Source organism: Pantoea cypripedii, assembly GCF_011395035.1.
Lineage (GTDB): Bacteria > Pseudomonadota > Gammaproteobacteria > Enterobacterales > Enterobacteriaceae > Pantoea > Pantoea cypripedii_A.
In genome coordinates this window covers 1,007,665-1,031,835 of the sequence record NZ_CP024770.1, presented here as the reverse complement: position 1 = coordinate 1,031,835, position 24,171 = coordinate 1,007,665, and the positions used below count along the sequence as shown (strand labels likewise).

24 protein-coding genes are annotated in these 24,171 nt (G+C 54.3%); 17 read left to right on the top strand and 7 right to left on the bottom strand.

Annotation, left to right across the window (positions count from 1 at the left end):
- Positions 1-25: 25 nt before the first annotated feature.
- The 13 genes from CUN67_RS28195 to CUN67_RS28135 all read left to right on the top strand — a co-directional run bounded on the left by CUN67_RS28195 (position 26) and on the right by CUN67_RS28135 (position 15,566).
- Positions 26-1,279: an MFS transporter gene (locus tag CUN67_RS28195; protein ID WP_208718758.1), complete on the top strand. Its 1,254-nt coding sequence runs from the start codon at positions 26-28 to the stop codon at positions 1,277-1,279.
- A gap of 13 nt (positions 1,280-1,292) precedes the next feature.
- Positions 1,293-2,687 carry an amidohydrolase gene (locus tag CUN67_RS28190; protein ID WP_208718756.1) on the top strand — a complete coding sequence of 465 codons (1,395 nt, stop codon included), beginning with the start codon at positions 1,293-1,295 and terminating at the stop codon, positions 2,685-2,687.
- A gap of 67 nt (positions 2,688-2,754) precedes the next feature.
- Positions 2,755-3,825, top strand: coding sequence for a porin (locus tag CUN67_RS28185; protein WP_439332305.1), 1,071 nt, complete (start codon positions 2,755-2,757; stop codon positions 3,823-3,825).
- Positions 3,826-4,085: 260 nt separating this feature from the next.
- Complete coding sequence (locus tag CUN67_RS28180; RefSeq protein WP_208718752.1) at positions 4,086-4,853, top strand: type IV toxin-antitoxin system AbiEi family antitoxin; 768 nt, start codon at positions 4,086-4,088, stop codon at positions 4,851-4,853.
- Positions 4,853-5,752, top strand: a complete 900-nt coding sequence (locus CUN67_RS28175; protein WP_208718750.1) for a nucleotidyl transferase AbiEii/AbiGii toxin family protein — start codon at positions 4,853-4,855, stop codon at positions 5,750-5,752. The genes CUN67_RS28180 and CUN67_RS28175 overlap by 1 nt, the downstream gene beginning before the upstream one ends.
- A 256-nt stretch (positions 5,753-6,008) precedes the next feature.
- Positions 6,009-6,929, top strand: a complete 921-nt coding sequence (locus tag CUN67_RS28170; protein WP_208718748.1) for a LysR family transcriptional regulator — start codon at positions 6,009-6,011, stop codon at positions 6,927-6,929.
- A 101-nt stretch (positions 6,930-7,030) separates the two neighbouring features.
- Positions 7,031-7,954 (top strand): N-carbamoyl-D-amino-acid hydrolase, encoded by a 924-nt coding sequence (locus CUN67_RS28165; RefSeq protein ID WP_208718746.1) that lies wholly within the window; start codon positions 7,031-7,033, stop codon positions 7,952-7,954.
- A gap of 17 nt (positions 7,955-7,971) precedes the next feature.
- Complete coding sequence (locus CUN67_RS28160) at positions 7,972-8,826, top strand: D-amino-acid transaminase (protein ID WP_208718744.1); 855 nt, start codon at positions 7,972-7,974, stop codon at positions 8,824-8,826.
- Positions 8,827-8,920: 94 nt separating this feature from the next.
- Positions 8,921-10,516, top strand: a complete 1,596-nt coding sequence (locus CUN67_RS28155; protein ID WP_208718742.1) for an ABC transporter substrate-binding protein — start codon at positions 8,921-8,923, stop codon at positions 10,514-10,516.
- Between the two features lie 126 nt (positions 10,517-10,642).
- The gene (locus CUN67_RS28150; protein ID WP_208718741.1) at positions 10,643-11,584 is read left to right on the top strand and encodes an ABC transporter permease; all 942 of its coding nucleotides are present in this window, start codon (positions 10,643-10,645) and stop codon (positions 11,582-11,584) included.
- Between the two features lie 9 nt (positions 11,585-11,593).
- Entirely contained in the window at positions 11,594-12,475 is an 882-nt protein-coding gene (locus CUN67_RS28145) for an ABC transporter permease (RefSeq protein WP_208718739.1), read from the top strand.
- Positions 12,472-14,118 (top strand): ABC transporter ATP-binding protein, encoded by a 1,647-nt coding sequence (locus tag CUN67_RS28140; RefSeq protein WP_208718737.1) that lies wholly within the window; start codon positions 12,472-12,474, stop codon positions 14,116-14,118. The genes CUN67_RS28145 and CUN67_RS28140 overlap by 4 nt, the downstream gene beginning before the upstream one ends.
- Positions 14,115-15,566, top strand: a complete 1,452-nt coding sequence (locus CUN67_RS28135; protein ID WP_208718736.1) for an N-acyl-D-amino-acid deacylase family protein — start codon at positions 14,115-14,117, stop codon at positions 15,564-15,566. Before CUN67_RS28140 ends, CUN67_RS28135 begins: the two co-directional genes overlap by 4 nt.
- Positions 15,567-15,568: 2 nt before the next feature.
- Here CUN67_RS28135 and CUN67_RS28130 read toward each other — a convergent pair whose 3' ends face one another.
- The 3 genes from CUN67_RS28130 to CUN67_RS28120 form a co-directional block, all read right to left on the bottom strand.
- On the bottom strand, positions 15,569-16,522 hold the full coding sequence (locus CUN67_RS28130; RefSeq protein WP_208718735.1) for an aliphatic sulfonate ABC transporter substrate-binding protein: 954 nt from the start codon (positions 16,520-16,522) through the stop codon (positions 15,569-15,571).
- Between the two features lie 95 nt (positions 16,523-16,617).
- On the bottom strand, positions 16,618-17,175 hold the full coding sequence (locus CUN67_RS28125; protein ID WP_208719573.1) for an RNA polymerase sigma factor: 558 nt from the start codon (positions 17,173-17,175) through the stop codon (positions 16,618-16,620).
- Positions 17,176-17,180: 5 nt separating this feature from the next.
- Positions 17,181-17,627, bottom strand: a complete 447-nt coding sequence (locus tag CUN67_RS28120) for a hypothetical protein (protein ID WP_208718734.1) — start codon at positions 17,625-17,627, stop codon at positions 17,181-17,183.
- Positions 17,628-17,895: 268 nt separating this feature from the next.
- Between CUN67_RS28120 and CUN67_RS28115 the strand changes: the two genes are divergently transcribed.
- A complete protein-coding gene (locus CUN67_RS28115; protein ID WP_013508023.1) occupies positions 17,896-18,105 on the top strand; it encodes a YdgH/BhsA/McbA-like domain containing protein in 210 nt (69 codons plus the stop codon).
- A gap of 137 nt (positions 18,106-18,242) precedes the next feature.
- On the top strand, positions 18,243-18,458 hold the full coding sequence (locus CUN67_RS28110) for a YdgH/BhsA/McbA-like domain containing protein (protein WP_084878987.1): 216 nt from the start codon (positions 18,243-18,245) through the stop codon (positions 18,456-18,458).
- A 73-nt stretch (positions 18,459-18,531) separates the two neighbouring features.
- On the opposite strand, the gene CUN67_RS28105 is transcribed toward CUN67_RS28110, so the two are convergent.
- From CUN67_RS28105 to CUN67_RS28090, 4 genes are all read right to left on the bottom strand, one after another.
- Entirely contained in the window at positions 18,532-19,422 is an 891-nt protein-coding gene (locus CUN67_RS28105) for an oxidoreductase (protein WP_208718733.1), read from the bottom strand.
- Between the two features lie 123 nt (positions 19,423-19,545).
- On the bottom strand, positions 19,546-20,451 hold the full coding sequence (gene gcvA / locus CUN67_RS28100) for a transcriptional regulator GcvA (protein WP_208718732.1): 906 nt from the start codon (positions 20,449-20,451) through the stop codon (positions 19,546-19,548).
- A gap of 211 nt (positions 20,452-20,662) precedes the next feature.
- Positions 20,663-21,331, bottom strand: a complete 669-nt coding sequence (locus CUN67_RS28095) for a hypothetical protein (protein WP_254711444.1) — start codon at positions 21,329-21,331, stop codon at positions 20,663-20,665.
- 185 nt (positions 21,332-21,516) lie between these two features.
- Positions 21,517-22,422 (bottom strand): LysR family transcriptional regulator, encoded by a 906-nt coding sequence (locus tag CUN67_RS28090; protein ID WP_208718731.1) that lies wholly within the window; start codon positions 22,420-22,422, stop codon positions 21,517-21,519.
- Positions 22,423-22,526: 104 nt separating this feature from the next.
- Here CUN67_RS28090 and CUN67_RS28085 point away from each other — a divergent pair, with 104 nt between their 5' ends.
- Positions 22,527-23,645 (top strand): alkene reductase, encoded by a 1,119-nt coding sequence (locus tag CUN67_RS28085; RefSeq protein WP_208718730.1) that lies wholly within the window; start codon positions 22,527-22,529, stop codon positions 23,643-23,645.
- Between the two features lie 114 nt (positions 23,646-23,759).
- Positions 23,760-24,161: an SRPBCC domain-containing protein gene (locus tag CUN67_RS28080; protein ID WP_208718729.1), complete on the top strand. Its 402-nt coding sequence runs from the start codon at positions 23,760-23,762 to the stop codon at positions 24,159-24,161.
- Positions 24,162-24,171: the final 10 nt, after the last annotated feature.

The following is a 24,171-nucleotide window of genomic DNA, read 5'->3' as shown; positions in this document are numbered from 1 at the left end:
ATCGCTATCCACTTGAGGGTCAACTATGTCTGGCTTCATTGCAGAGAATAAAAATAAAGTCATTATCTTCATATTGTTTCTGTGTTGGGTTGTGGGCTTCATTGATAAAACCGCGATAAACATTGCCATCATTCCGATTAGTGGTGAATTCGGACTGGCCTCTGATGAAACGGGCATGATTATCAGTGGATTCTTCCTCGCCTACTCCATCACGCAACTGATTGGCGGCTATCTTGTCGATCGGCTGGGCAGCAAAACGATTCTGACCGGTGCGGTGGGCCTCTGGTCCGTCGCCACCGCCTGTACCGGTATGGCGACCGGGATCCTCGGTCTGGTGGTGTCGCGTTTCTTTGTGGGTATGGGGGAAGCAGTTTTTCCTTCGGGCAGTTCTGTCGTCATTGCCCAGCAATTTGATAAAAGCAAAATGGCAAGGGCCAAGTCTTTCCTGCAATCAGGTGCGTCGGTTGGTTTTGCCGTGGGTTCTGTGGTCGTCACCACCCTGATTGCCTTCTTCAACTGGCGCATGATGTTTTTCGTGCTGGGTATCCTCGGCATGGGTCTGGCCCTGGTTCTCTGGCTGGTGCTGCGTTCTTCATCTGAGGGTCAGACCGTTTCTAAGGCCGCCAGCCCGGAACGCGATAAAACCTCTGAAAAAAAACGGCTGCTGGAAATTGTTACCCGTCCGCTGACATGGCAAATCGCCGCCTGTTATTTCTTCACCAATATCGTGTTTTGGGGGCTGCAATCATGGCTGCCGTCTTACTGGATTAAAGTGAAGGGCATGAGCATGGTCTCAATGGGGGCATGGTCGATGCTGCCACCTACACTGGGTTTTATCTCGTTTCTGGTTTGTGGCTGGTTGTTAGATCGGTTTTTCCAGGGCCGTGAGAAGCTTTTGATTGCTATCGGTTCCTCGGTATCTGCGTTGTTTATCTGGCTGATGTTTAACGCCTCATCAGTGCCGATCGCCTTTGCCTGGCTGTCACTTTCCAACATTTTCCTTAACGCGATCAGCATCAGCGTCTTCGTCACCATCATCAAGCAATACCCGAAAGCTTCAGTGGGAACGGCGACCGGCCTGATTAACTCCGTGGCGCAGATTGGTTCGTTTCTCTCCCCTTTGGTGATCGGGTATCTGTTAAAGCTCACCAACCAGAATTATGCCACGGCGTTTTTGATGATTATCGCCTGCGCGGTGGTGACCTGTCTGATCGCGCTTTCCATTACCCATTCGAACAATCCGGTTCATACCGAAACCCGTTCGAATCCATCGCATTAATAAGAGAGGCCCTATGAATTATTCAGCCATTATTCAGGACACGCTGAACAAACAACGTGAAAAGATTATTTCGGTCAGCGACCAGGTCTGGGAATTTGCTGAAGTACGCTATGAAGAATCACAGTCAGCAGCGCTGATTGCGCAGACTCTTGAGGACGCAGGTTTTGCGGTGATTCGTCAGGCAGGCGGCATTGAAACCGCTTTTGTGGCGACTTTTGGGGCCGGTCAGCCGGTTGTGGCCTTTCTGGGCGAGTTTGACGCGCTGCCATCCCTCAGCCAGCAGGCAGATTGCAGCTATTTTTCGCCGGTGGTGCCGTCCGGCAATGGGCATGGTTGTGGGCATAATTTGTTAGGCGCGGGAGCCTTAGCGGCCGCCCTTGCCACTAAAGCCTGTATGGAACAAACCGGACTCTCCGGGACGATTAAATTCTTTGGCTGCCCGGCTGAAGAGGGAGGGGGTGGCAAAGCATTTATGGCGCGTGCTGGCCTGTTTGAAGGTGTCGATGTAGCCTTCACCTGGCACCCCTGGGATGAAAACCTGGCGTATAACGCGCGCATGCTGGCGACCAATCAGGTGAAGTATCTGTTTAAAGGAAAAAGCACCCATGCGGCATTTAGCCCGCATCTGGGACGCAGCGCATTGGATGGTGTCGAACTGATGAACGTCGGTGCTAATTTCCTGCGCGAACATATTATTCCCGAAGCGAGACTGCATTACGCCATCACCAATGCCGGTGGTAACGCGCCGAATGTGGTGCAATCTGAGGCGCATGTTCTCTACAAGGTTCGTTCGCCCAAAATGCATGAGGTGCGGGATATTACCGAGCGAGTGCATGATATCGCCCGGGGGGCGGCGCTGATGTCGGGCACCCAGGTGACGATTGAATTTGACGCGGCTTCTGCTGATCTCATCCCCAATGTGACGCTGGCAAGCATTATGGATGAAGAACTGAACAAGATCGGGCCGATGGCTTTCAGCGATGAAGAAAAGGCCTTTGCCGCTTCTATTCAGGCAACATTTTCTGATGAGGAAAAACGTAAGGTCACGAAAAAAGGACGGGTATTATCCGAAGATATTACCCCTTTGCGGCGCGAACCTGATTTCCTTAATGGCTCTACCGACGTTGGCGATGTCAGCTGGCTGTTGCCGGTCGGGCAGGTTTATATTGCGACCTGCGCATGGGGCACACCACCGCATTCCTGGCAAATGGTCACGCAGGGCAAAACCTCTTATGCACACAAGGGCATGTTACTGGCAGGCAGCGTAATGGCAGCCTCGGCGGTTCGCGTGCTAACCAATCCGGCGATTATTAACCAGGCCAAAGAGGAACATCTATTGCAACTGGAAGGTGAGACATACCATTCATTGCTGCCACAGGATGCGCAACCCCGTCCATTAAACCGTTAATAGTGCAATTGGGTGGCATCTCGCCACCTCTTTTTAAAATAAAAATGATGAGGCATTAATAATGAAGGTGATGAAATTTACACTGCTTGCGGTGGCTGTTGTTCTGCCTGCAATCTCTCAGGGAGCTGAAATTTATAATAAAGATGGCAACAAACTGGATCTTTATGGCAGCGTAAGAGCCAGACATTATTTCAGCGACGATACCAGCGTTGATGGTGATAACAGTTATGTGCGCTTAGGTTTTAAAGGGCAAACAAAAATTAATGATAAGCTCACCGGTTATGGACAGTGGGAATATAATATTCAGGCCAACCATTCCGAAGCTGAAGGTGATGAGGGCAATAAAACCCGCTACGGGTTTGCCGGACTGAAATATGATCAGTGGGGCAGCATCGATTACGGCAGAAATAACGGCGTGTTATATGATGTTGCCAGCATTACGGATTATGCCCCGATCTTTGACCATCTGACAGACAGTTACACCGATGGCTTTATGACCGGACGCGCCACCGGGGTGCTGACTTACCGCAATACTTCTTTTTTTGGCCTCTCTGATAATGTTAACTTTGCCTTGCAGTATCAGGGGAAAAACGGGGCAGGCAATAATAACAGCGGCCGCACCGTTTACACCTCGAATGGTGAGGGTGCAGGCGCGTCAGCCAGTTATAGTTTCGACTGGGGTGGCACCGTGCTGGCCGCTTATGGCAACTCGCATCGCACAGCGGCGCAGGAAGCCTTAGCGTATGGCGATGGCGAGCGAGCTGAAATGTGGGCGCTGGGGTTCAAATATAATCCAGGCCAGTTTTATGCCGCGATTAAATATTCGGAAGGCCAGAATATCACGCCTATTCGTGGTTATGGTTTTGCAAACAAAACCCAGAATTTCGAAGTCTATTCGCGCTATGTTTTCGAAAACGGTATCGTTCCCGGTATTGGCTGGTTCCAGTCACAGGGAAAAGAAATTGAAGGCTATGGCGATGTCTATCTGGCGAAGTATCTGGATGTTAACGTCGCCTACTTTTTAAATAAAAACTTTCTGGTTTATACCGACTATAAAATCAACCAACTCGATAAAAATACCCCCTTCGGGATCTCCACCGATGATAGCTTCGGTGTGGGGATGACATACCAGTTCTAAGGTTCATTCCGTAGCGGCACGATTTATCGCGCGTCTTTTAAATTGGCTATCTGTTGTCAAAAACCTGCGCGATAAATCGCGCCGCTACGGATATATGCAACCATAATACCCTTATTATTTCCATATTTATCAATGCATTGCGTGGATTATTCATAAGGAGGTTTAAATTTTATCATTTTCAGGTATTAAAAATACCTAAAAATTGTTTTTTTTAAACCTTGCATCTTGCCGGGGTTTAAAAAAAGTACTATAAAGGTATTATGAATACCGAAAAATTATCAAAAATAAACTTGTTGCTGAGTGCTATCCCTCCTGGCGTGGCGCTGACCACTACGTGGCTGGTAGATCAGGGATATAGCCTTGATTTGCAGAAGCAATACAAAAAAAGCCAATGGTTTGAATCGATTGGCTCTGGAGCGTTGGTACGCAGTGGCGATAACGTTGATTATCTCGGGGGTATCTATGCGCTGCAATCACAGCTGGGCATGGCAATACATCCTGCGGCTAAAACGGCCCTTGCTTTGCAAGGCCGCGCGCATTATTTGGGACTGTCAGAAAAAAGCGTGATGCTCTTTGGCCCGCAAGGAGCGAAACTTCCGAAGTGGTTCCAAAGCCATAACTGGGGTCTGCGTATAGACATGAAAGCTTCCAGCTTTCTTCCCTCTGATCTGGGTCTGGTTGAAATAGAACATAAGGACTTTAAGGTCAAGATCTCCAGTCCAGCCCGTGCTTTAATGGAGTGCCTGTACCTCGCTCCTGAGCATCAGCCTCTGCTGGAAGTATATGAACTGATGGAGGGGCTTAATAATCTGAGGCCAGTGTCAGTGCAGAAGTTGCTGGAAAACTGCTCATCCGTGAAAGTGAAGCGATTGTTCCTGTACATGGCTGATAAAGCAGGGCATGACTGGTTTAACTACCTGAAGATAGAAAAAATAGATTTAGGGACCGGGAAGAGATCCATTGTACCTAATGGCATCTATATACCTAAGTATCAGATAACTATGCCAAAGGAACTGGAGATAGCGTAATGAAGGATATATATAGGAAACAGGTTCAGTTACTGTTGGATGTCTTGCCCGAAGTGGCTAAAGAAAGTTGTTTTGCCATGCACGGCGGTACGGCAATAAATCTCTTCTATAGGGAAATGCCCAGACTATCTGTTGATATAGATCTCACTTATATCCATATCGAAGAACGTGAAAAATCACTGGTTGAAATTAATAACGCATTGCTTCGTGTAGCAGAGAATATTGTTTCGTTAAGAAATTCAATTAAGGTTCAGCACAGAGCAGATGTTTGCAAACTTCACATAACAGAGAATGACGTACTGATAAAAATTGAAGTCAATATGGTTGGCCGGGGATTATTATCCGAGCCGGTTAGAATGCCGTTATGCGACCAGGCGCAGGAACTGTTTGACGCCTTTTGTGCTATGCCGGTTGTCCCGATGGCTCAGCTTTATGGTGGCAAACTATGTGCAGCAGTGGACCGGCAGCATCCCCGCGATCTTTTCGATGTAAAGTTGTTACTTGAAGCGGAAGGCTTCACTGAAGAAATTAAGCAGGGATTCATTTTAGGGTTGGTCAGCAGCAATCGGCCTACCTACGAGATGCTTGATCCACACTTGCAGGATCAGCGAAGTGCTTTTGACAATCAATTTACCGGCATGACTGATATTCCCTTCAGTTATCAGGATTATGAAGCAACGCGAGATAAGATTATCAGGATAATAAGGCACAGCCTGACAGAGAAAGACAAAGCCTTCTTGCTTGGCTTCAACCGGCTGGAGCCGGATTGGTCTATTTATGATTATCAACATTTTCCTTCAGTGAAATGGAAACAACTCCACCTTGAGAAATTTAGAAAAGATAATCCAGATGAATGGCAAGGTCAGATAAATAAATTAGAGGCCATATTAAGGCTGTAGCCTCTAACCTCTCCCAACGCAGCCCGCATGGATTTCAAAACCAGATCCACATCGGCAGCGTGCCCATTGACAGCAGGGTATGTAAGTGTCCCGGTAAAATCTTGCGAATCATATTATTACCGGACGACACCCCCGCTGTCAGCGCACTTCCCCGCAGGCGAACGCCTCCTGGCATGCTAATTGCTAACAACCTATAACCTGGTGTTAAGCGTTTAGCAGCTCAGCACACGCTATCCATTCCTCAGAGGAAAACCGAATGCAGTCGCTTAATCTGCGTCAGATTGAAGTCTTTCGGGCGATTATGATTACCGGTTCGATTAATGGTGCCGCGCAACTGTTGTTTGTGTCCCAGCCCGCTGTCAGCCGTATGTTGTCCCACACGGAAGCACGTATTGGCTTTCGCTTATTCGAACGGGTTAAGGGAAGGTTATACCCTTCGCCGGAGGCGCGCAGCCTGTTCAATGATGTCGAATCGGTGTATCGCGATATTCAGCGCGTTAACACCACGCTGCACAACCTGGTACAGCAGCGTCAGGGAGTGCTGCGCATTGCCAGCAGCCCCAGTCTGGGGCATCAACTGGTGCCAGATGCCATAGGTGCTTTCAGGCAGTGCAACGAAAACATCCTCGTTAGCCTGGAATGCCTGCGTCACCGACTGCTGCGGGACCGGCTGCTCGATCAACACGCGGATCTGGGTATCTCTTTGTTTCCTATCGATCATCCTAATCTGTGTGCGGTGCCCCTCAGTTATATCCGCGTGATGGTGGTGTGCCCGGCCAATCATCCGCTGACGCAGTTACCGGCCAAAGAGTTGCCTGCGGCGCTGGCGGAGACGCCCTTTATTGGTTACTCCACGGATACCCCGTTCTACAGTTTTATGATGAAGGCTTTCGAACGCGTCGGTCTGCCGTATCGCCCGAGTATTGATGTCGATTCACCGCATCACGCCTGTGCGCTGGTAAAAAACGGCACTGGCTTCTCGGTGGTTGATGAAATCTCGTTCCGTGCCTCCGGGGCCGAACGCATGGCGGTGCTGCCGATTCTCGGCGAAGAACGCCTGACTATCAGCCTGGTGCATTTGCGCCACGAACCGCTGGCGCAGTTCGCGCAGGTGTTTATCGATCATCTGCGCAAGGTGCTGGATAGCAGCGGCTTCCATCTGTTCAACATGGATTAACTTTAGGTTAAGTAAGGCCCACATTTTGGTATACGACAGACCGCCCTGAACCTCACACAATGGCCTTACGACACTGTGTCGGTCTTGTTGAGGAAAAGTGCGTGCGTGAAATTGTCATTGGCGGTGCTCAGTTGGGAGCAATCCAAAAAAGCGACTCAAGAGAAAGCGTGGTCCAGCGCATGCTGGCATTACTGGAACAGGCACGGCAGCAGGGATGCGAACTGGTGGTGTTTCCTGAACTGGCGCTGACAACGTTTTTCCCTCGCTGGTATATGGAAGATCAGAACGAAGTTGATAGCTGGTTTGAACGTGAAATGCCGAATGATGTGACGCGTCCGCTGTTCGACTTCTCCCGCGAGCATGGCATTGCCATCACCTTTGGTTACGCCGAACTGACCCCGGAAGGGCGACACTTTAACACCTCCATCGTCACCGATCGGCAGGGCAATATCGTCGGTAAATACCGCAAGGTGCACCTGCCGGGACATGTTGAGTACGATCCACATCGTGATTTCCAGCATCTGGAAAAACGCTATTTCGAACCGGGCGATCTCGGTTTCCCGACCTGGGAAAACCAGGGCGCGATCATGGGCATGTGTATCTGCAACGATCGCCGCTGGCCGGAAACCTATCGCGTGATGGGGTTGCAGGGCGTGGAGCTGGTTACCCTGGGCTACAACACCCCTTCCGTGAACTCCCTTGAGCGCGATGAAGGCGAAACCAAACGGCTGTTCCATTCTGAACTCTGTATGCAGGCCGGTGCTTACCAGAATGCAACCTGGGTGGTTGGCGTCGCGAAAGCCGGTGTTGAAGATGGCTTCCCATTAATGGGCGGCAGCGTCATCGTGGACCCGAACGGCTTTGTGGTGGCACGCGCCAGTGGGCAGGGCGATGAGTTGATCTCCCACCGTTGCGACATGGATCTGTGTCAGTTCGGCAAGACCACCATCTTCGATTTCGCCCGTCATCGCCGCATTGAACATTACGGCATCATCACACGCCAGACCGGCGTGGAACGCCCCTAACCCGGAGAAATTGAGCCATGCGCACCGTCTATCTGAATGGTGAGTTTATTGCGGAAAATGAAGCGAAAATCTCGGTCTTTGATCGGGGATTCACCTTCGCCGATGCCATCTATGAGGTGACTGCGGTATTGCAGGGCAGGCTGGTGGATTTCGAGCAGCACCTCAAGCGTCTGCGCCGTTCACTGGGCGAGCTGGCGCTGTCGTTACCGGTTGATAACGATCAGCTGCTGGCAATCCATCGGGAACTGGTTACCCGCAACGATTTGCATGAAGGTCTGATTTACCTGCAGGTAAGCCGTGGCGTGGAAGACCGTAACTTCGCGTTTCCGGCACAGGGCACGCCGCCGACGCTGGTGCTCTATACCCAGGCCAAAGATATCCTCGGTAGCCCGCTGGCGGAGCGCGGAATGAACATTATCAGCCTGCCGGATTTACGCTGGGGCCGTTGTGACATCAAGACCACCCAGCTGTTGTACGCCTGCCTGGCGAAAGAGCAGGCGCGGCTGCGCGGTGCTGACGATGCCTGGCTGGTTAAGGACGGCCTGATTACCGAAGGCACCTCCAACAATGCCTTTATCATTACCCACGCCGGTGCAGTGGTCACCCGCGAGCTGTCTCAGCTGTTGCTGCCGGGTATTACCCGCAGCGCGCTGATTGCCCTGATCAATGAACATGGCCTGTGTCTGGAAGAGCGCGGCTTCACTATCGATGAAGCCAGGGACGCCGCAGAAGCCTTCATTACTTCATCAACCTCCTTTGTTTACCCGGTCGTCAATGTCGATGGCCAGCCGGTGGGCGCGGGTCAACCGGGTCCACTGACTCTGCGTTTACGCCAGCTTTATATCGAGCATGCCTTAGCAGCGGCACTCTGACGGCAGCAGGGCGCTGACGCCCTGCGTTGTCCCCTTACATTGCACACACCGCATTTCCCGACACCAGGGTTTGCCTTCTACTGGAGTGTTAAGAGTGAAACTATTTCCGTCACGTACTTTGATCGCTTGTCTGTTATCGGTTGGCCTGAGTGCCGCCATTGCCGCGCCCTCTGTCATGGCAGCGGAGAAAACCCTGCATGTGGTGATGTCGTCTTCTTTGCGGGTACTGGATCCGATTGCCACCACGGCGCAAATCACCCGTAACCACGGATACATGATTTACGACACCCTGATTGGCATGGACGATAAGCAGACGCCTCAGCCGCAAATGGCGGACTGGAAAATTTCACCCGATGGCCTGACCTACACCTTCACGCTGCGTGATGGCTTGCTGTGGCATGACGGCAAACCGGTGACCGCCACCGATTGCGTTGCCTCGCTAAAACGCTGGGCGCGTTACGATGTCGGCGGACAGCTTATGATGAAATATGTCGAGAGCCTCACCGCTGCCGATGACAAAACCATCACCCTCAAGCTGGCGAAACCCTTCGGCTATGTGCTGCAACTGCTGGCGAAACCCTCATCGGTCGCGGCATTTATGATGCCGGAGAGGGTAGCGAACACCCCGGACGGCAAAATGATCACCGACTACACCGGTTCCGGGCCGTTTAAATTTGTCGCCAGCGAGTTTGATCCCGGCAACCGCGTGGTTTACGAAAAATTCAAACGCTACGTACCACGCAAAGAACCGGCCAGCGGCACGGCGGGTGGCAAAGTGGTGAAGGTGGACCGTGTTGAATGGATCAATATGCCTGACCGCATGACCGCGATTAATGCCTTAACCTCCGGTGATATCGATTTTATCGAGCAGCTGCCGATCGACCTGCTGCCGATGGTGCAGGCCGATCCGAATCTGAAGTACGGCACCCTGAGCAAGCTCGGCTCCATGACCGGTGGGCGGATGAACTTCCTCTACCCGCCGTTTAACAATCCTGATATCCGCCGCGCGGCCTTACTGGCGATGAACCAGAAAGATGTGCTCGACGCGCTGGTGGGCAACCCGCAGTACTACAAACTGTGTGCATCGGTATTCGGCTGCGGCACGGCGCTGGAAAGCCAGGCGGGCGGCGAGTCGCTGCTGAACGGCGGCAATATTGAAGAGGCGAAAGCGCTGCTGAAGAAAGCCGGTTACGACGGCACACCCGTGGTGATCATGCAGCCAACCGATGTACCAAGCCAGGCATCCCAGCCGGTGGTCGCTGCCCAGGCGCTGCGTAAGGTGGGCTTCAAGGTCGATTTGCAGCCGATGGACTGGCAGACGCTGGTGTCGCGCCGCGCCAATCCGAACCCACCCGCTCAGGGCGGCTGGAATATGTTCTTCACCTACTGGAACGCAGAAACCATCTGGAACCCGGTGGTCAACCCGATGCTGGATGGCGGTGGTCGTAACGGTGCCTGGTTTGGCTGGCCGACCGATCCGCAGATGAACCAGCTGAAAGTGGATTTTGCCACCGCCACCGATCCGGCCAAACAGAAAGAAATTGCCGTCGAGATCCAGAAGCATGCGATGGACGAAGTCAGCTACATCCCGCTGGGGCAATTCTATGACGTCGCCGCGTGGAGTAACCATGTCAGCCACCTGATGACCGGGCCTTCAACCGTGTTCTGGAACGTCGAGAAAGACGACTGATTAAGCCAAAGGCATATTCCGTAGCGGCGCAATTTATTGCGCGGGTTTTCCGGTCGCGTGCACGACATTGCGCGATAAATCGCGCCGCTACCCAGAGGCATTTAAACACTAACTTCGGAGGCTCCTGTGGCTGGTTATTTTATTCGCCGCGTACTGGCGGCAATCCCGGTGATGCTGGTGGTCGCGCTGTTTGTTTTTCTGTTGTTGCGCCTGTCGCCGGGCGATCCGGCGGCGATTATTGCCGGTGATATGGCAACGCCTCAGCAGCTGGCGGCGATTCGCGCCAATCTGGGTCTGGACCAGCCGCTTTATCAGCAATTCTTTGTCTGGATCGGACAACTGTTGCATGGCGACTTCAGTACATCGCTGATGGCGCATACCCCGGTGCTGACCATGATCGGTCAACGCCTGGAGCCGACGCTGAGTCTGGCGCTGGTGGCGATTATCTTCACCATCCTGATTTCCGTGCCGCTTGGCGTGCTGGCGGCGTGGAAACACGGCAGCTGGGTCGACAACCTGGTGATGTCGGCATCGGTGCTGGGCTTCTCCATTCCGGTGTTTGTGATTGGTTACCTGCTGGCAACCCTGTTCGCTATCGAGCTGAGATGGTTGCCGGTGCAGGGATTTACCAGCATCACCAAAGGGGTGTGGCCGTTTGCCGAGCGCATCATTTTACCGGCACTGACGTTGTCATCGGTGTATATCGCGCTGGTGGCGCGCATGACCCGTGCCAGCGTGCTGGAGGTGTTGGGTGAAGACTATATCCGCACCGCTCGCGCCAAAGGGTTAGCGGAAATCCATGTGCTGTTTCGTCATGCGCTGCGTAATTCGATGATCCCGATCCTGACGGTGATCGGCACCGGCTTTGCGCTGATGATCTCCGGCGTGGTGGTCACGGAAAGCGTGTTTAACATCCCCGGTCTGGGCCGGTTGATTGTTGATGCGGTGCTGGCCCGTGACTACCCGGTGATTCAGGGCATGATCCTGCTGACCAGCGGGGTCTACGTCATTATCAACCTGTTGATCGACCTGTCATACGCGCTGAGCGATCCGCGTATTCGTTACTGAGGGTAAGGCATGAGCATGATTAAACCTGTTTCTGCGGTGCTGCCAACACCCCGACGTCGTTGGTTAACGCTGCCGCGCATCCCGCTGTTATCGGTCATTGCGCTGGTCACGTTGACGCTGATTGTCTGCATGGCGATCTTCGCCCCGTGGATTGCCAGCCATGACCCTGAGGCGTTGTCACCTGCGTTTCGTCTCAAACCGCCCAGCGCGGAGTACTGGCTGGGGACCGATGCCTACGGTCGCGACCTGTTTGCGCGCGTGGTCTATGGCGCACGCATTTCGTTAATGGTCGGGCTGGGCGTCACCTTGATGAGCGTGTTGATTGGCCTGCCGCTCGGACTGCTGGCCGGTTATTTTCGCAGTCTCGACGCGATAGTGATGCGCGTGATGGATGGCCTGATGGCGATACCCGGCATCCTGCTGGCCATCGCCATCGTTTCACTGAGCAGCGCGGGCATCTGGACGGTGATGGTGGCGATAATGGTGCCGGAGATCCCGCAGGTGGTGCGCCTGGTCCGCTCCAGGGTGCTATCGGCGCGTGAAGAACCTTATGTGGAAGCGGCGATCCTGACGGGTACCTCCACCTTCCGGGTACTCACCCGGCATCTGATGCCAAACACCCTGGCGCCGCTGATTGTGCAAAGTACCTATATCTGCGCATCGGCGATTCTCACCGAAGCGATTCTGTCGTTTCTCGGCGCGGGGATCGGCACGGAAATCCCTACGTGGGGCAACATCATTTCTGAGGGACGCCTTTATTTCCAGCTGAAGCCCTCGCTGGTGTTGTGGCCGGGGTTGCTGCTTTCGCTGTGCATCCTGTCGATTAACCTGCTGGGCGATGTGGTGAGCGATGCTCTCGACCCGCGACTGAAAAAAAGGGGCGATAAATGACGGAACAACATCATGAGGTGCTGCATGTTGATCGTCTGTCGGTGAACACCGCGCAGGGCGTGCCGATTTTGCAGGATATCTCCTTCGGTATCCGTGCCGGAGAGACGCTTTGTCTGGTGGGGGAAAGCGGTTCGGGTAAATCGGTCACTTCACTGGCGACCCTCGGTTTACTGCCAAAAGGCGCGCTGAAGGTCACCGGTGGCCGCATCCTGCTCGATGGCGAAGATGTGTTGCAGGTAAGCCAAAGCCGTCAGAAAGCGCTGCGCGGCAGCCATATGGCGATGATTTTTCAGGAGCCGATGACGGCACTCAACCCGGTGCTGACGGTGGGACGCCAGATCGATGAAGTATTACAGACGCACACTGGTCTGGGTGCGGCAGAACGTCGTGTGCGCGTGATGGATGCCCTGGCGCAGGTCCATTTGCCGGATATCACCCGTATCTATGGTGCTTACCCGCACCAGCTGAGCGGCGGCCAGCGTCAGCGCATTATGATCGCGATGGCGCTGGTACTGGAACCGCGCTTGTTGATCGCCGATGAACCGACCACGGCGCTGGATGTCACCACCCAGCAGCAAATCCTCAAACTGATCCGTGAATTGCAGCAAAAGCACGGCACCGCCGTGTTGTTTATCACCCACGATATGGGCGTGGTGGTGGATATTGCGGACCGCGTCTGCGTGATGCGCAAAGGCAATATCGTCGAATCCGGCGCGTTAGAGCAGGTGCTGTCACAACCGCGTGAGGATTACACCAAAGCGCTGCTGGCGGCGGTGCCCGGCCTGGCACCGCGTCCGGCGCGCAAAGCCATCAGCCCGCAGGTGGTGCTGGATGTGGTGGAGCTGGGGAAAATCTATCGGGCGCAAGGGGGGCTGCTGAGCTGGTTTGGCAAAAGGCGCGCAGGAACACGCGCATTGGATGATGTCACCTTCAGCCTTAAACGGGGCCGCACGCTGGGCATTGTGGGCGAAAGTGGTTCCGGTAAATCGACCATGGCGCGCTGCGTCATGCGCCTGCTGACGCCGGATGAAGGGGCGATACGCATCACCGGCAACGATATTTCCGAGCTGTCTCCCGCCGGGCTGAAACCCCATCGCAAACGCATTCAAATGATTTTTCAGGATCCGAACCGTTCGCTCAATCCTCGCATCAGTATCGGCAAAAGCCTGGTGGAAGGGCCGATGAACCACGGCGTTTCTTTCGCCGAGGCCTGGGCGCGTGGCCAGGCATTGCTGGAACTGGTCGGTTTGCCTGCTGACGCTATCGATCGTTTTCCGCACCAGTTTTCCGGTGGGCAGCGGCAGCGTATCGCTATCGCCCGTGCGCTGGCGATGGAGCCGGATGTGATTGTGGCGGATGAGGCGGTATCCGCGCTGGATGTTTCGGTGCAGGCGCAGGTGTTGCAACTGCTTGATGACATCCAGCGTCGGCTGGGGGTGGCGATTTTATTTATTACCCATGATTTGCGGGTCGCCGCCCAGCTGTGTGATGACGTGCTGGTGATGCAGCACGGCAAGGTGATCGAGTACGGCGCAGCCGGTGATGTACTGGACGCGCCGCAACATCCTTATACCCAACAACTGATGGGCGCGGTGCCCGGTAAAGGCTGGGATTTTGCCGCAGGCCGGAGGATTGAATCATGACCTTTGATTTACTGTTTCGTGCCGTCACCGTGGTGGATGGCAGCGGTGCTGAACCCTATATGGCGGATGTGGCCGTTGCGGGCGAACGGATTGTCGCCATCGGCTCGCTCACCGGGCAGGGGGCGCAGCGCGTGGTTGAGGGCAACGGGCGCTGCCTGATGCCGGGGTTTATTGACGTCCACACACATGATGACACCAATGTGATTCATCAGCCGGAGATGCTCGCCAAGATTTCTCAGGGGGTGACCACGGTGATCGTCGGCAACTGTGGCATCAGCGCGTCGCCAGTGGTTCTGCCGGATGCGCCGCCCGACCCGATGAACCTGCTGGGGAAGAAAGAGGCTTTTGTATATCCCACTTTTCAGCATTATGTCGCGGCGGTGGAAGAGGCCAGTCCGAGTGTGAACGTGGCGGCGTTGATTGGCCATACCGCGCTGCGTGCCAACGTGATGACGCAATTTGATCGTCCGGCAACGAGCAGTGAACTCGCGCAGATGTGCGGGACGTTGCAGGACGCGCTTGATGCCGGAGCCATCGGTCTGAGTTCCGGCTTAGCCTATACCAACGCCCGCCAGGCACCGATGGCGGAGTTGCAACCGCTGGTGGATATCGTCGGTGTCACGGGGGGGATTTACACCACCCATATGCGTAATGAACACGATGGTTTGCTGGACTCGCTGGAAGAATCATTCGCCACTGCGCGCCAGGCCGGAGCGGAACTGGTCATTTCCCATCTTAAATGCGCCGGAGCGGGGAACTGGGGCCGCGCGCCACTGGCACTGGCGGCGCTGGAAAAAGCCGCCAGCGAACAATCCTGCAACTGTGATTGCTACCCCTACCATTGCAGCTCCACCACACTGGATGCCTGGCGGGTTGACGGCAAGATGGAGATTTATATTACCTGGTCGGAGCCTCATCCGGAGATGGCGAAAAAGACCTTGCAGGAAATCGCCGATCTATGGGGTGTCGATCAGTGGCAGGCCACGGAGCGCCTGCGTCCGGCCGGGGCGATCTACCATATGATGAGTGAGGAGGATGTGCGCCAGGTTCTTGCCCATCCACTGTCGATGGTGGGCTCCGACGGTTTACCTGCCGATCCCAATCCACACCCGCGCCTGTGGGGCACCTTCCCGCGCGTGCTGGCCCACTACTGCCGCGACCTCAAATTGTTCGACCTGGCAGAGGCGGTGCGTAAGATGACCGGTCTGTCTGCCAAACGCTTTCGCCTGCGCGATCGTGGCATCGTCCGTGAGGGGGCATTCGCCGATTTAACCCTGGTGGATATGACCCGTATTCAGGACGTTGCCACTTATAGCGCCCCCTGCCGCCAGGCTCCGGGCATTGATCTGGTGGTGGTCAACGGCGTGGTGAGTTATGAGGACGGAAAAGTGCAGGGCCGGAATGGACGCTTGTTAAAACGTGAAGCACGGATTCCGGCCATTTTATAACGTTAATGGGTGGCAGGCTGCCAGGTCCCGACGTCACGCGCATTGATGCGTTTGGGTAACAGCTTCGCATCGTAGAACGCATCGGCAATTTTCTGCTGTTCTGCGAGGTTGCTGATATGCACCGGTTCGATCTGGTAGCTGCGTTGTGCATTTGCCTGTTCCACGGTGGAGACGGGCAGGTTGCCCCACAACGGCGACAGGATTTTAGCTGCCGCGGCGGGATTGGCTTTCAGCCAGGCGGCTTCCTGTTGCAGTGCCTGATACACAGTATTCAGCACCTGGGCATGGGCTTTGGCATAAGGGGTCGATACCAGATAGTAGCGCTGGTAACTTGCCAGACCGTCACCGCTGGTCAGCACGCGCGTGTGCTGCTCCACCTTCGCACTGGTGACGTAGGGTTCCCAGGTCACCCAGGCATCAACGCTGCCGTTTTCCAGCGCCGCACGGCCATCAGCCGGTGTCAGCCAGGCCGCTTTGACGTCATTAAATCCCAGCCCCGCCTGTTTCAGCGCCGCGATCAACAGATAATGGCTGCCCGCCGCTTTGGTGACGGCGATCCTTTTTCCTTTCAGATCCTGCAACGTTTTAATCGATGAGTCCGCCGGGACCAGAATCGCCTGCGCGTTGGGGGAAGGCGTTTCGCGCGCGTAGTAAGTCAAATCCGCACCAGCCGCCTGGGCAAAGACGGGTACCGTATCGGCGACATCGGCGGAAAGGTCGACGTTGTTCAGGTTAAGCGCTTCGAGCAACGGCAGGCCGCTGGAAAATTCGTGCCAGCTAACGTTAATGCCTTCGGCGGCAAGGGATTTATCCAGATCGCCACGCTGCTTAATCAGCGTCAGTAACGTTGAGGATTTCTGGTAACCAATACGCAGCGTTTCGGCAGCCTGAACAGAGGCGGAGATAAGTGCTGTGAGCAGCAACGCGCTGGCCAGCAGCGGTCGAAAAGTGGGCATGACACGTCCTTTTTGGCGTTTATTGTCATGCGATGGTAAGAGCTGGGCCGCTGCACACCAACTGCCGTCTTTGCATAAGGTTTGCCGGATTTGAGCTAACCCGTAAGTTCATCATAGATATCGCGCAGCCGGGTGCGCAGATAAAGCACCGCTTTATGTTTGCGTGATAACAATGTCTGCACGCTAACCCCGGACTCTTCTGCCAGCTCTTTATAGCTGTAGCCCTGCAATTCGGTTTTATCGAACACTTCCCGCTGCGCGGGTGGAAGTTCCGCTAAGGCTTCGCCCAGTTCTGCCCATATCATCGCTTTCAGATATTCATCCTCTGGCGTGTTCGGTACACCGAAAAGCGTCTCCGCCAGTTCATCTTCCGCCGTGTCGCCCGCCTCATCATCGCCAAAATAGGCAGAAAGAGGCAGCTCGCTTTTTTTGCGTGAGCGGTCGGTCATTTCATTGCGGGCGGCGCGAAACAGCCAGGCGACGGCGTTTTCCACTGGCTGATCCACCGTCATCAGCCGCCAGGTGACTTCCTGCAGGATATCTTCCGCATCGTCACGTACCGGTATACGACGGCTGATAAAGGATTTCAGCCGCGATCGGCAGGCACCGATCGCTGACATCAGCAGGGATTCCTTTGCCGTGGCAGATTTCATGGCTGTCACTCAGCTTCCGGCGTTTTAGGCGGGGTGTTTTCCGCGGATTTGCTGGTATCGTTATTGTCATCCCAGCGCCCGCGCCAGCCACAGTGACCGCGAGCATCACGGCGTCCAAAACCTTCGCGGCGCTGACGCATAAACTCTTCGCGTTGCTCGGGGGTCATTTGCATCCAGCGTTCGTGCATGCGGCGACGCGCCTGCCCGAACATGCCAGCGTGAAAGCCCAGGCCACCAAACAGGATACGGCACAGGACCAACAGCCCCAGCGCCTGCCAGAAGCCAATGCTTTTCACTCCGATGATGGCGGGAAGTAACGCATTCCACAGCGACATCACCAGCAAGCCAAGTATCACAACCAGTGCGGCACCCAGTAACAATGGCTTAGCCATTCTGTGTCCACCCATTCCACGGCCACCAAACCGACGTCCACGCATATCAAAATCTCTCATCGTCATTCCTCTCTTCACATTAGCGGATTACTGCCTGTGTTGAGGTAGACGAATGAGCAAAAGAAATATTGCTAAAAAAAGAAAAAATTATGCCGCTATCGTTTTTACCATCGTTGTCGCGACGTAATTTATTGCACACATTTCAATCAAATTTTTTGAACGCTTTCAGCAAAACCCTCAGCTTTTACTCCTCAGCCGACAGGTCTATTCTTTCTCACATCGGGGCACAACGCCCCACCCACTAAAAACTATCTCTGAGGAATTGACCATGAAATCTATCAAAACTTTCGTTGCAGTTGCGGCCCTGTCACTGGTTTCTTTCGGCAGCTTCGCGCAGAGCATCACCGCTTCCGCTTCAACTCTGGATGGCGCAGAAGCCAAAATCGCTGCTCAGGCTAAACAGGCGGGTGCCTCTTACAAAATCACCGGTGCACGCGTCGATAACGGTGCTTACCTGTCAGCTGAACTGACTAAATAAACGGTTAACGCGGGAGTGATAATTAGCCAGATCACAGTTATCGCACTAATTATCAATCGTGAAATGATAACTAAGGTTATTATTGCTTCCATCGAAGGCACACAGCCTTCNANACAGACAAATTAAGGATTAAGACCATGAAAACTATCAAAGCAATGTCCATCGCCGCTGTCGCTGCTCTTTCACTGATGTCATTTGGCAGCTTTGCTCAGAGCATCTCCGTCACCTCTTCAACACTGGACGGTGCGGAAGCGAAAATCGCCGCTCAGGCAGCACAGCAGGGTGCGCAGTACAAAATTACCGAAGCGAACACCAATAACCGTGTTCACATGACCGCAGAACTGTACAAATAATGGATGGTCGTACAGGGAAGTGCCGGAAAAGGTCGCCGCAAGGCGGCCTTTTCCGTGTGTGTAAGCAAAAAACTCAACCCGGTCCGTCGCTGCCTGCGGCGAGCAGTGGCACGATAATGTCGCTTATCGGTGTCGCAATGCCATGCTTTCGGCCAAGCCGTGACACCACGCCGTTACGGATATCCCATTCCAGCGGGCGTCCTGCCTGGCGATCGGCGAGGATCGAGGTGCCCAAATCCGGCGGGGCACGATGGAAGCCGTCGACAATCTCTTGCGGAACGTCATCACTCAGGGTTGCCCCCTCGGCACGGGCAACCGACAGGCATTCACGTAAATAGGCTAAGGCCACATCGGTGATATCAGCGCGGGAGAACATCCCGGCGCGACGACCTGACAGCACCATTAACCCGGCGACCGCGTTTTGCAGCAATTTACGCCAGGCAACGGAGATGAAATCATCAGAGAGGGTGACTTCACAGCGCGTCCCTGCGAGGGTTTGCTGCACCAGCTTTGCTGCTGGCGTATCAGGTAAGGTCAGGCGTGGTTTGGCTCGCAGCCAGACCGAAGCGTCGGGTTCGCGCTGCGCCGGGAACCACACCACCGATGGCAACACGGTGGCACCCGCGACGGCATCTGCCAGCATGGCTTTTTGCTCCACACCGTTTTGCAACACGCAAACCACCGTTTTCTCGTTGCATAACGCAGCCAGCCACGGGGTGGTGGCCTCCAGCTGTGTTGTCTTCACTGCGACGAAAACCACACTGAACGGATGCGTGATCGCTGCCGGATCGGTCAGTACCGGTCCCGGCACCACAATTTGCCCGCCATCAAAGCGTACTTCCAGTTGTGGGTGAGCGGTACGGCCACATACCACCGGAGTACGCCCCACTTCATGGAGGGCGGCGACGATAGTGGTGCCGATGGCCCCTGGGCCGATAAGCGCAACCCCTGCATTCTCTGACATGATGGACTCCTCAATTTGGCGAATAGGTTGAGCAAGATAATCAGGTATGCGCTGATGCTATGCAGCTCAGTGCCAGAATGAAAGCAAAGTCTTCTCATTCAGGTATGAATAAAAACTCATGCTTCAGAGGTACTGATCCTGTGCCTTGCGCGATTCTGCCAGCAGCCAGTTACGGAAACTCACCACATGCGGCTGCGTTTCCAGCCCTTTCGGGCAAACAAAATAGTAGGCGATGGGGGAAGGAAAGGGCGTATCGAATAACCGAATCAGGCTGCCATCGCCAATTTCTTTTTCCACATGGCCACTGCGTGCCAGAGCGATGCCCTGGCCCAGCAGTGCAGCTTCAAGCGTCATATTGGTATCAGCCAGCCGGACGTTTTCCTTCAGTGCCGGAATGCTGACGCCAACCTGTTTAAACCAGCTCTCCCATTTGGGCACCAGATCAGCACCGTCACGCGTGAGCAGGGGATAACGTAATAATTCGGCGGGTTCCTGCGGGGTGCCAAAACGGCTGAGCAACGCCGGGCTGGCTACCGGAAAGATTTGTTCCCGAAACATAAATTCTGCATGCAATGCGGGATAATTCCCGTTACCGAAACGGATCGCCACGTCCGAGTCCGAACCGGAAAAATTGATCACTTTATCGCTGGATTCCAGCGTCACCAGGATTTCCGGGTGTTGTTTCGTCAGATCGGGTAAGCGGGGTAACAGCCATTTCAGCGCAAAGGAATAAGTGGTATTCACTCTCAGCCGGAACCTGCCATTTTGCTCGTGCAGATCGGCCAGGGTGGCGTCCAGATTCATAAAGAATTCACGCACAATCGGGGCAAGAGCCGCCCCGGCTGGCGTCAGGCTTAATGTTTTTCCACGCTGAAAAAGCGGTAATCCCCAGATGTCTTCGAGATTTTTCAATTGATGGCTGACGGCGCTTTGCGTGATATGCAACTCTTCTGCGGCCGAGGTGAAGGTTGAATGCCGGGTGGCGACTTCAAAGGCGCGTAAGGTCGCGGTTGGCGGCAGATGTTTCATAAAGCGGTGTCTCCCCGGCGAGTACAACAGGGTCGTTAGCTATGAGTGAATGGTCATAGTATGGCATGTTCGAAAATGTCTTTCATTGACTGGACAAATGGGAAGTGACATCGGGCAAAAGTGACTAAAATCTTGTTAAATTACTAACTTGACATGTTGTTATTATTATGCGGATTCTGATTAAACACAAAACAGAAGATATTTTCGTCACTCAGCTAGCTTGCCATGTGTTCCAAACCATAGGTAGCCGGTCAAGGTCTTTGAGCCATTGAGCCAGACAGGGATCTATCCAGCTGATCACCATAAGACCATTAGAGTGATGGTCTGGCAGAGGGGGTTGCAGCCACAGCAAGGGTTCATGATGGAAAATGCGGTTGCGCAAATCCCGGATCTGGTTAAGCGCCGCAGAGACGTTGTGTCTTTGCCGTAAAGGCTTCGGGCAACGGGCAAAGACCAGGCGTAAGTCTTTCCAGAGAAGGTCCTGTAACTGTGCGTTAAAAAGTGAACACCAGAAACCAAATGTCAGTTCGGCAATGACTTTGTCCGGCGTTCGTGGTTCGTGCCGCCTGTTAAGTTTGGCAATTGCTGAGGCAATTTCACGGTTCTGCCATTTAAAGGCGATATTTTCATCCCATTCAGCCCACCAGTCTGGCCGTTTATAAAGGAAAGTTAAACGAGAGTGGACTCCATTACGAAGGGCTATTTCAACCGTATTCAGCACTGGCAACATCGCCTCGGCCAGAAGCAGGTTACTGGCATAATCGGATGCAGCCCTGACCTGGTCACCTGCTCGTGCGTTGCAGTAGCGACCCAGCCGGGCAGCAGAAAAGTATTTTTCCAGTTCATTCCATTGCATAGTCATTCCTTTAATTTTTACCATGAGACTGTTATTATCCTGAAGCAGCCCTGTGTTTACGTCCTCTCCCGACCACCGTATCGGTGATGACACCAGGTTCGTTCTGGCCCTGTTATACAGGGCCACCTCATTCAGACAATCCCGCCTTCTGGCGGGATTGTTGTTTTAGGTGTCAAATCGTCCACATTATAAATAGAAATATCTGTGGATTAATCCAGCCAGCCAATAAAAAAATCACTGAACGCCGCCACCTGTTGTGGCTGGAATCTGCGCTGTGGATAGACAAACTGCAATCCTACCTGGCGGCTGTCATAACGGCTGAAACCGATAAAGTGATCGCCAAATAACACCACCAAATCGCCATTTTCCACGTCACGCTTCACGTCCCACCACGACTTGCTGGCGATACCCGCACCGCCCAAAACCCACTGGCGGATAAGCGCGCCGTCATCACTGATCATCGCAGGGCTGATTTCCACCGTCCTGATTTCATCTTCCACGGCAAAGCGCCAGATATTCAGCAGTGAGCCGCGTTGTTCCATCACCAGACAACGATGCTGCGGTAATTCCAGCGGATGGCCTGGCGTACCGTGTTTTGCCAGGTAATCAGGCGACGCGACCAGCACCCGATGGTTCGGTTTGATCTCGCGCTTCACCAGGTTGCTGTCAGGAAGATTGCCAAAGCGGATACTCATATCCAGCCGCTGCGCGATTAAATCCTCAACGTCTTCGCTTAACAGCAGCGTGCTTCTGACTTCCGGGTGCAGGCGGGAAAATTCAAGCAATGCCGGGGAAAGATACTGGCGACCAAAATCCGAGGGTGCTGAGATTCGCAGCGTACCGCTCAGTACACCGTCGTGTTGTGCCAGTTTTGCTTCGGCCTGTTCCATCTCTTCCAGCACCCGCAGCGCGGATTGATAAAACTCTTCCCCCACCCGGGTCAGGGAGATTGCCCGGGTGGAACGGTGGAAAAAGCGCGTCTGATAACGCTCTTCCAGCGCTTTCAGGCGTGCGCTCATGGTGGCGGGTGACAGGTTCATACGTCGCCCTGCGGCGGCCAGCCCACCGGCTTCAACCACCTGCACCAGTAATGTCAGGTCTTCCAGCTTGCCCATATTGTTCCGTTTTTCCGAATAGAGATTCAGTTTTCATCACCATTATCAAAATACCCGGAACGGTTTAGTGTCAAGCCACTTTATCTGACAGAGGAAAATGAGGAATGGCAGAGAAAATGCTTCTGAAGCCAACTCAGCTGGGCGGCATGACGCTGGCAAATCGTATCGTTATGGCCCCCATGACCCGCGCGCGTTCAGCTCAGCCCGGCAACATCCCCACTGCGCTAATGGCTGAATATTATCAGCAGCGTGCCTCGGCAGGGCTGATCATCACCGAAGCCACGCAGATTTCACCCGAGGGCCAGGGCTATTCATGGACGCCCGGGATGCACTCGCCGGAACAGATTGCGGGCTGGAATCGGGTCACCACGGCGGTGCACCGTGCCGGAGGTAAAATATTTTCCCAGCTGTGGCATGTAGGGCGAATGTCGCATCCATCGTTCCATCCTGATGGACGGCCGCTGGCCCCGTCAGCCATGCCGTTTGCCGCGCAGGTCTGGATTGTTGATGAGCAGGGGCAGGGACAAATGGTGGATTGCCCGGTGCCACGTGAGATGACGGAACAGGATATTCAGACGGTGATCAATGAGTATCGCCAGGCGGCGATCAATGCAATCCAGGCAGGATTCGACGGTATTGAAGTGCATGGCGGCAACGGTTATCTGGTTGATCAGTTTTTGCGCCGCACCTCAAATCAGCGTACCGATCAATATGGTGGCCCGCTTCGCAACCGTATCCGCTTTGCTCAGGAGCTGCTGACGGCGATCAGCGATGCCATTGGTGTGCAGCGCACCGGGATTCGTCTGGCTCCGTTTATAACCCAGCGTGGTATGGATGATCCTGAAGCAGTGGATGCCATTCTCGCGCTGGCGGCATGGTGCAGCGAAAAAGGCATTGCCTTTATCCATCTGGCTGAAGCCGACTGGGACGATGCGCCGACCATCCCGGATTCCTTCCGTAAAGCGCTGCGTGCCGCCTTTAATGGCAGCCTGATCGTTGCCGGGAATTACACGGTTGAGAAAGCCGAAACGTATCTGCAGGCCGGATGGGTCGATCTGGTGGCGTTCGGTCGTCCGTTTATTGCGAATCCGGACCTGCCAGCACGCATAGCCCGCGATCTGCCGCTGGCAACCGTGAGCGATCCGTCCACGCTGTTTGGCGGTGCGGCAAGGGGGTACACCGATTATCCACGCTATGACGTGGCAGCGGCTACCCAGCCATAAGGTCTATACCCGCCAGTGTCTGGCTGGCGGGTACCGGTCTAAATCGGATCAACGTTGTTCTGCAACTGTTTCTATACTTCTGATTCATCCCATTACCCCCAGGGGAGGATCACGATGATCACGCTTCACCACGCGATTAAAATTTCCGCCAGCCGCCACACGGTATATGCCGCGCTAACTGACATCAACCACATGGCCGCATGGCATGCCGGGAAAGTTGAGGGGGAGATTGCGCCAGGCAAGGTACTGACGCTGCGTCCCAAACCTGAAACCCGCTTTAGCTGGCGCACCGATCAACTGGAGACGGATGCGCTGATCGTGCAGACGTCACAGGAAGAAACCGATAGCCACGCCGGAAAAACCCTCACCTTTACCCTTTCCGATCTGGATGATGGCCGCACGCTGGTGGAATTGACGCACGGAGAGTGGGCAGAGAACGATCCACATCTGCCGTTCTGCAACACTTATTGGGGTGAAGTGCTTTTTCATCTGAAAACCTTCGCCGAACGCGCCTGAGGACAAGTCG

What these genes read in the sequence shown, in the direction of transcription:
- CUN67_RS28180 (WP_208718752.1), top strand. Translation starts at nt 4,086, where the DNA reads ATGAATACCGAAAAATTATCAAAAATAAACTTGTTGCTGAGTGCTATC.
- CUN67_RS28125 (WP_208719573.1), bottom strand. Translation starts at nt 17,175, where the DNA reads ATGAAATCTGCCACGGCAAAGGAATCCCTGCTGATGTCAGCGATCGGT.
- CUN67_RS28110 (WP_084878987.1), top strand. Translation starts at nt 18,243, where the DNA reads ATGAAAACTATCAAAGCAATGTCCATCGCCGCTGTCGCTGCTCTTTCA.
- CUN67_RS28105 (WP_208718733.1), bottom strand. Translation starts at nt 19,422, where the DNA reads ATGTCAGAGAATGCAGGGGTTGCGCTTATCGGCCCAGGGGCCATCGGC.
- CUN67_RS28080 (WP_208718729.1), top strand. Translation starts at nt 23,760, where the DNA reads ATGATCACGCTTCACCACGCGATTAAAATTTCCGCCAGCCGCCACACG.
- CUN67_RS28190 (WP_208718756.1), top strand. Translation starts at nt 1,293, where the DNA reads ATGAATTATTCAGCCATTATTCAGGACACGCTGAACAAACAACGTGAA.
- CUN67_RS28130 (WP_208718735.1), bottom strand. Translation starts at nt 16,522, where the DNA reads ATGCCCACTTTTCGACCGCTGCTGGCCAGCGCGTTGCTGCTCACAGCA.
- CUN67_RS28135 (WP_208718736.1), top strand. Translation starts at nt 14,115, where the DNA reads ATGACCTTTGATTTACTGTTTCGTGCCGTCACCGTGGTGGATGGCAGC.
- gcvA (WP_208718732.1), bottom strand. Translation starts at nt 20,451, where the DNA reads ATGAAACATCTGCCGCCAACCGCGACCTTACGCGCCTTTGAAGTCGCC.
- CUN67_RS28175 (WP_208718750.1), top strand. Translation starts at nt 4,853, where the DNA reads ATGAAGGATATATATAGGAAACAGGTTCAGTTACTGTTGGATGTCTTG.
- CUN67_RS28195 (WP_208718758.1), top strand. Translation starts at nt 26, where the DNA reads ATGTCTGGCTTCATTGCAGAGAATAAAAATAAAGTCATTATCTTCATA.
- CUN67_RS28170 (WP_208718748.1), top strand. Translation starts at nt 6,009, where the DNA reads ATGCAGTCGCTTAATCTGCGTCAGATTGAAGTCTTTCGGGCGATTATG.
- CUN67_RS28090 (WP_208718731.1), bottom strand. Translation starts at nt 22,422, where the DNA reads ATGGGCAAGCTGGAAGACCTGACATTACTGGTGCAGGTGGTTGAAGCC.
- CUN67_RS28140 (WP_208718737.1), top strand. Translation starts at nt 12,472, where the DNA reads ATGACGGAACAACATCATGAGGTGCTGCATGTTGATCGTCTGTCGGTG.
- CUN67_RS28145 (WP_208718739.1), top strand. Translation starts at nt 11,594, where the DNA reads ATGAGCATGATTAAACCTGTTTCTGCGGTGCTGCCAACACCCCGACGT.
- CUN67_RS28160 (WP_208718744.1), top strand. Translation starts at nt 7,972, where the DNA reads ATGCGCACCGTCTATCTGAATGGTGAGTTTATTGCGGAAAATGAAGCG.
- CUN67_RS28085 (WP_208718730.1), top strand. Translation starts at nt 22,527, where the DNA reads ATGGCAGAGAAAATGCTTCTGAAGCCAACTCAGCTGGGCGGCATGACG.
- CUN67_RS28115 (WP_013508023.1), top strand. Translation starts at nt 17,896, where the DNA reads ATGAAATCTATCAAAACTTTCGTTGCAGTTGCGGCCCTGTCACTGGTT.
- CUN67_RS28120 (WP_208718734.1), bottom strand. Translation starts at nt 17,627, where the DNA reads ATGAGAGATTTTGATATGCGTGGACGTCGGTTTGGTGGCCGTGGAATG.
- CUN67_RS28095 (WP_254711444.1), bottom strand. Translation starts at nt 21,331, where the DNA reads ATGGTAAAAATTAAAGGAATGACTATGCAATGGAATGAACTGGAAAAA.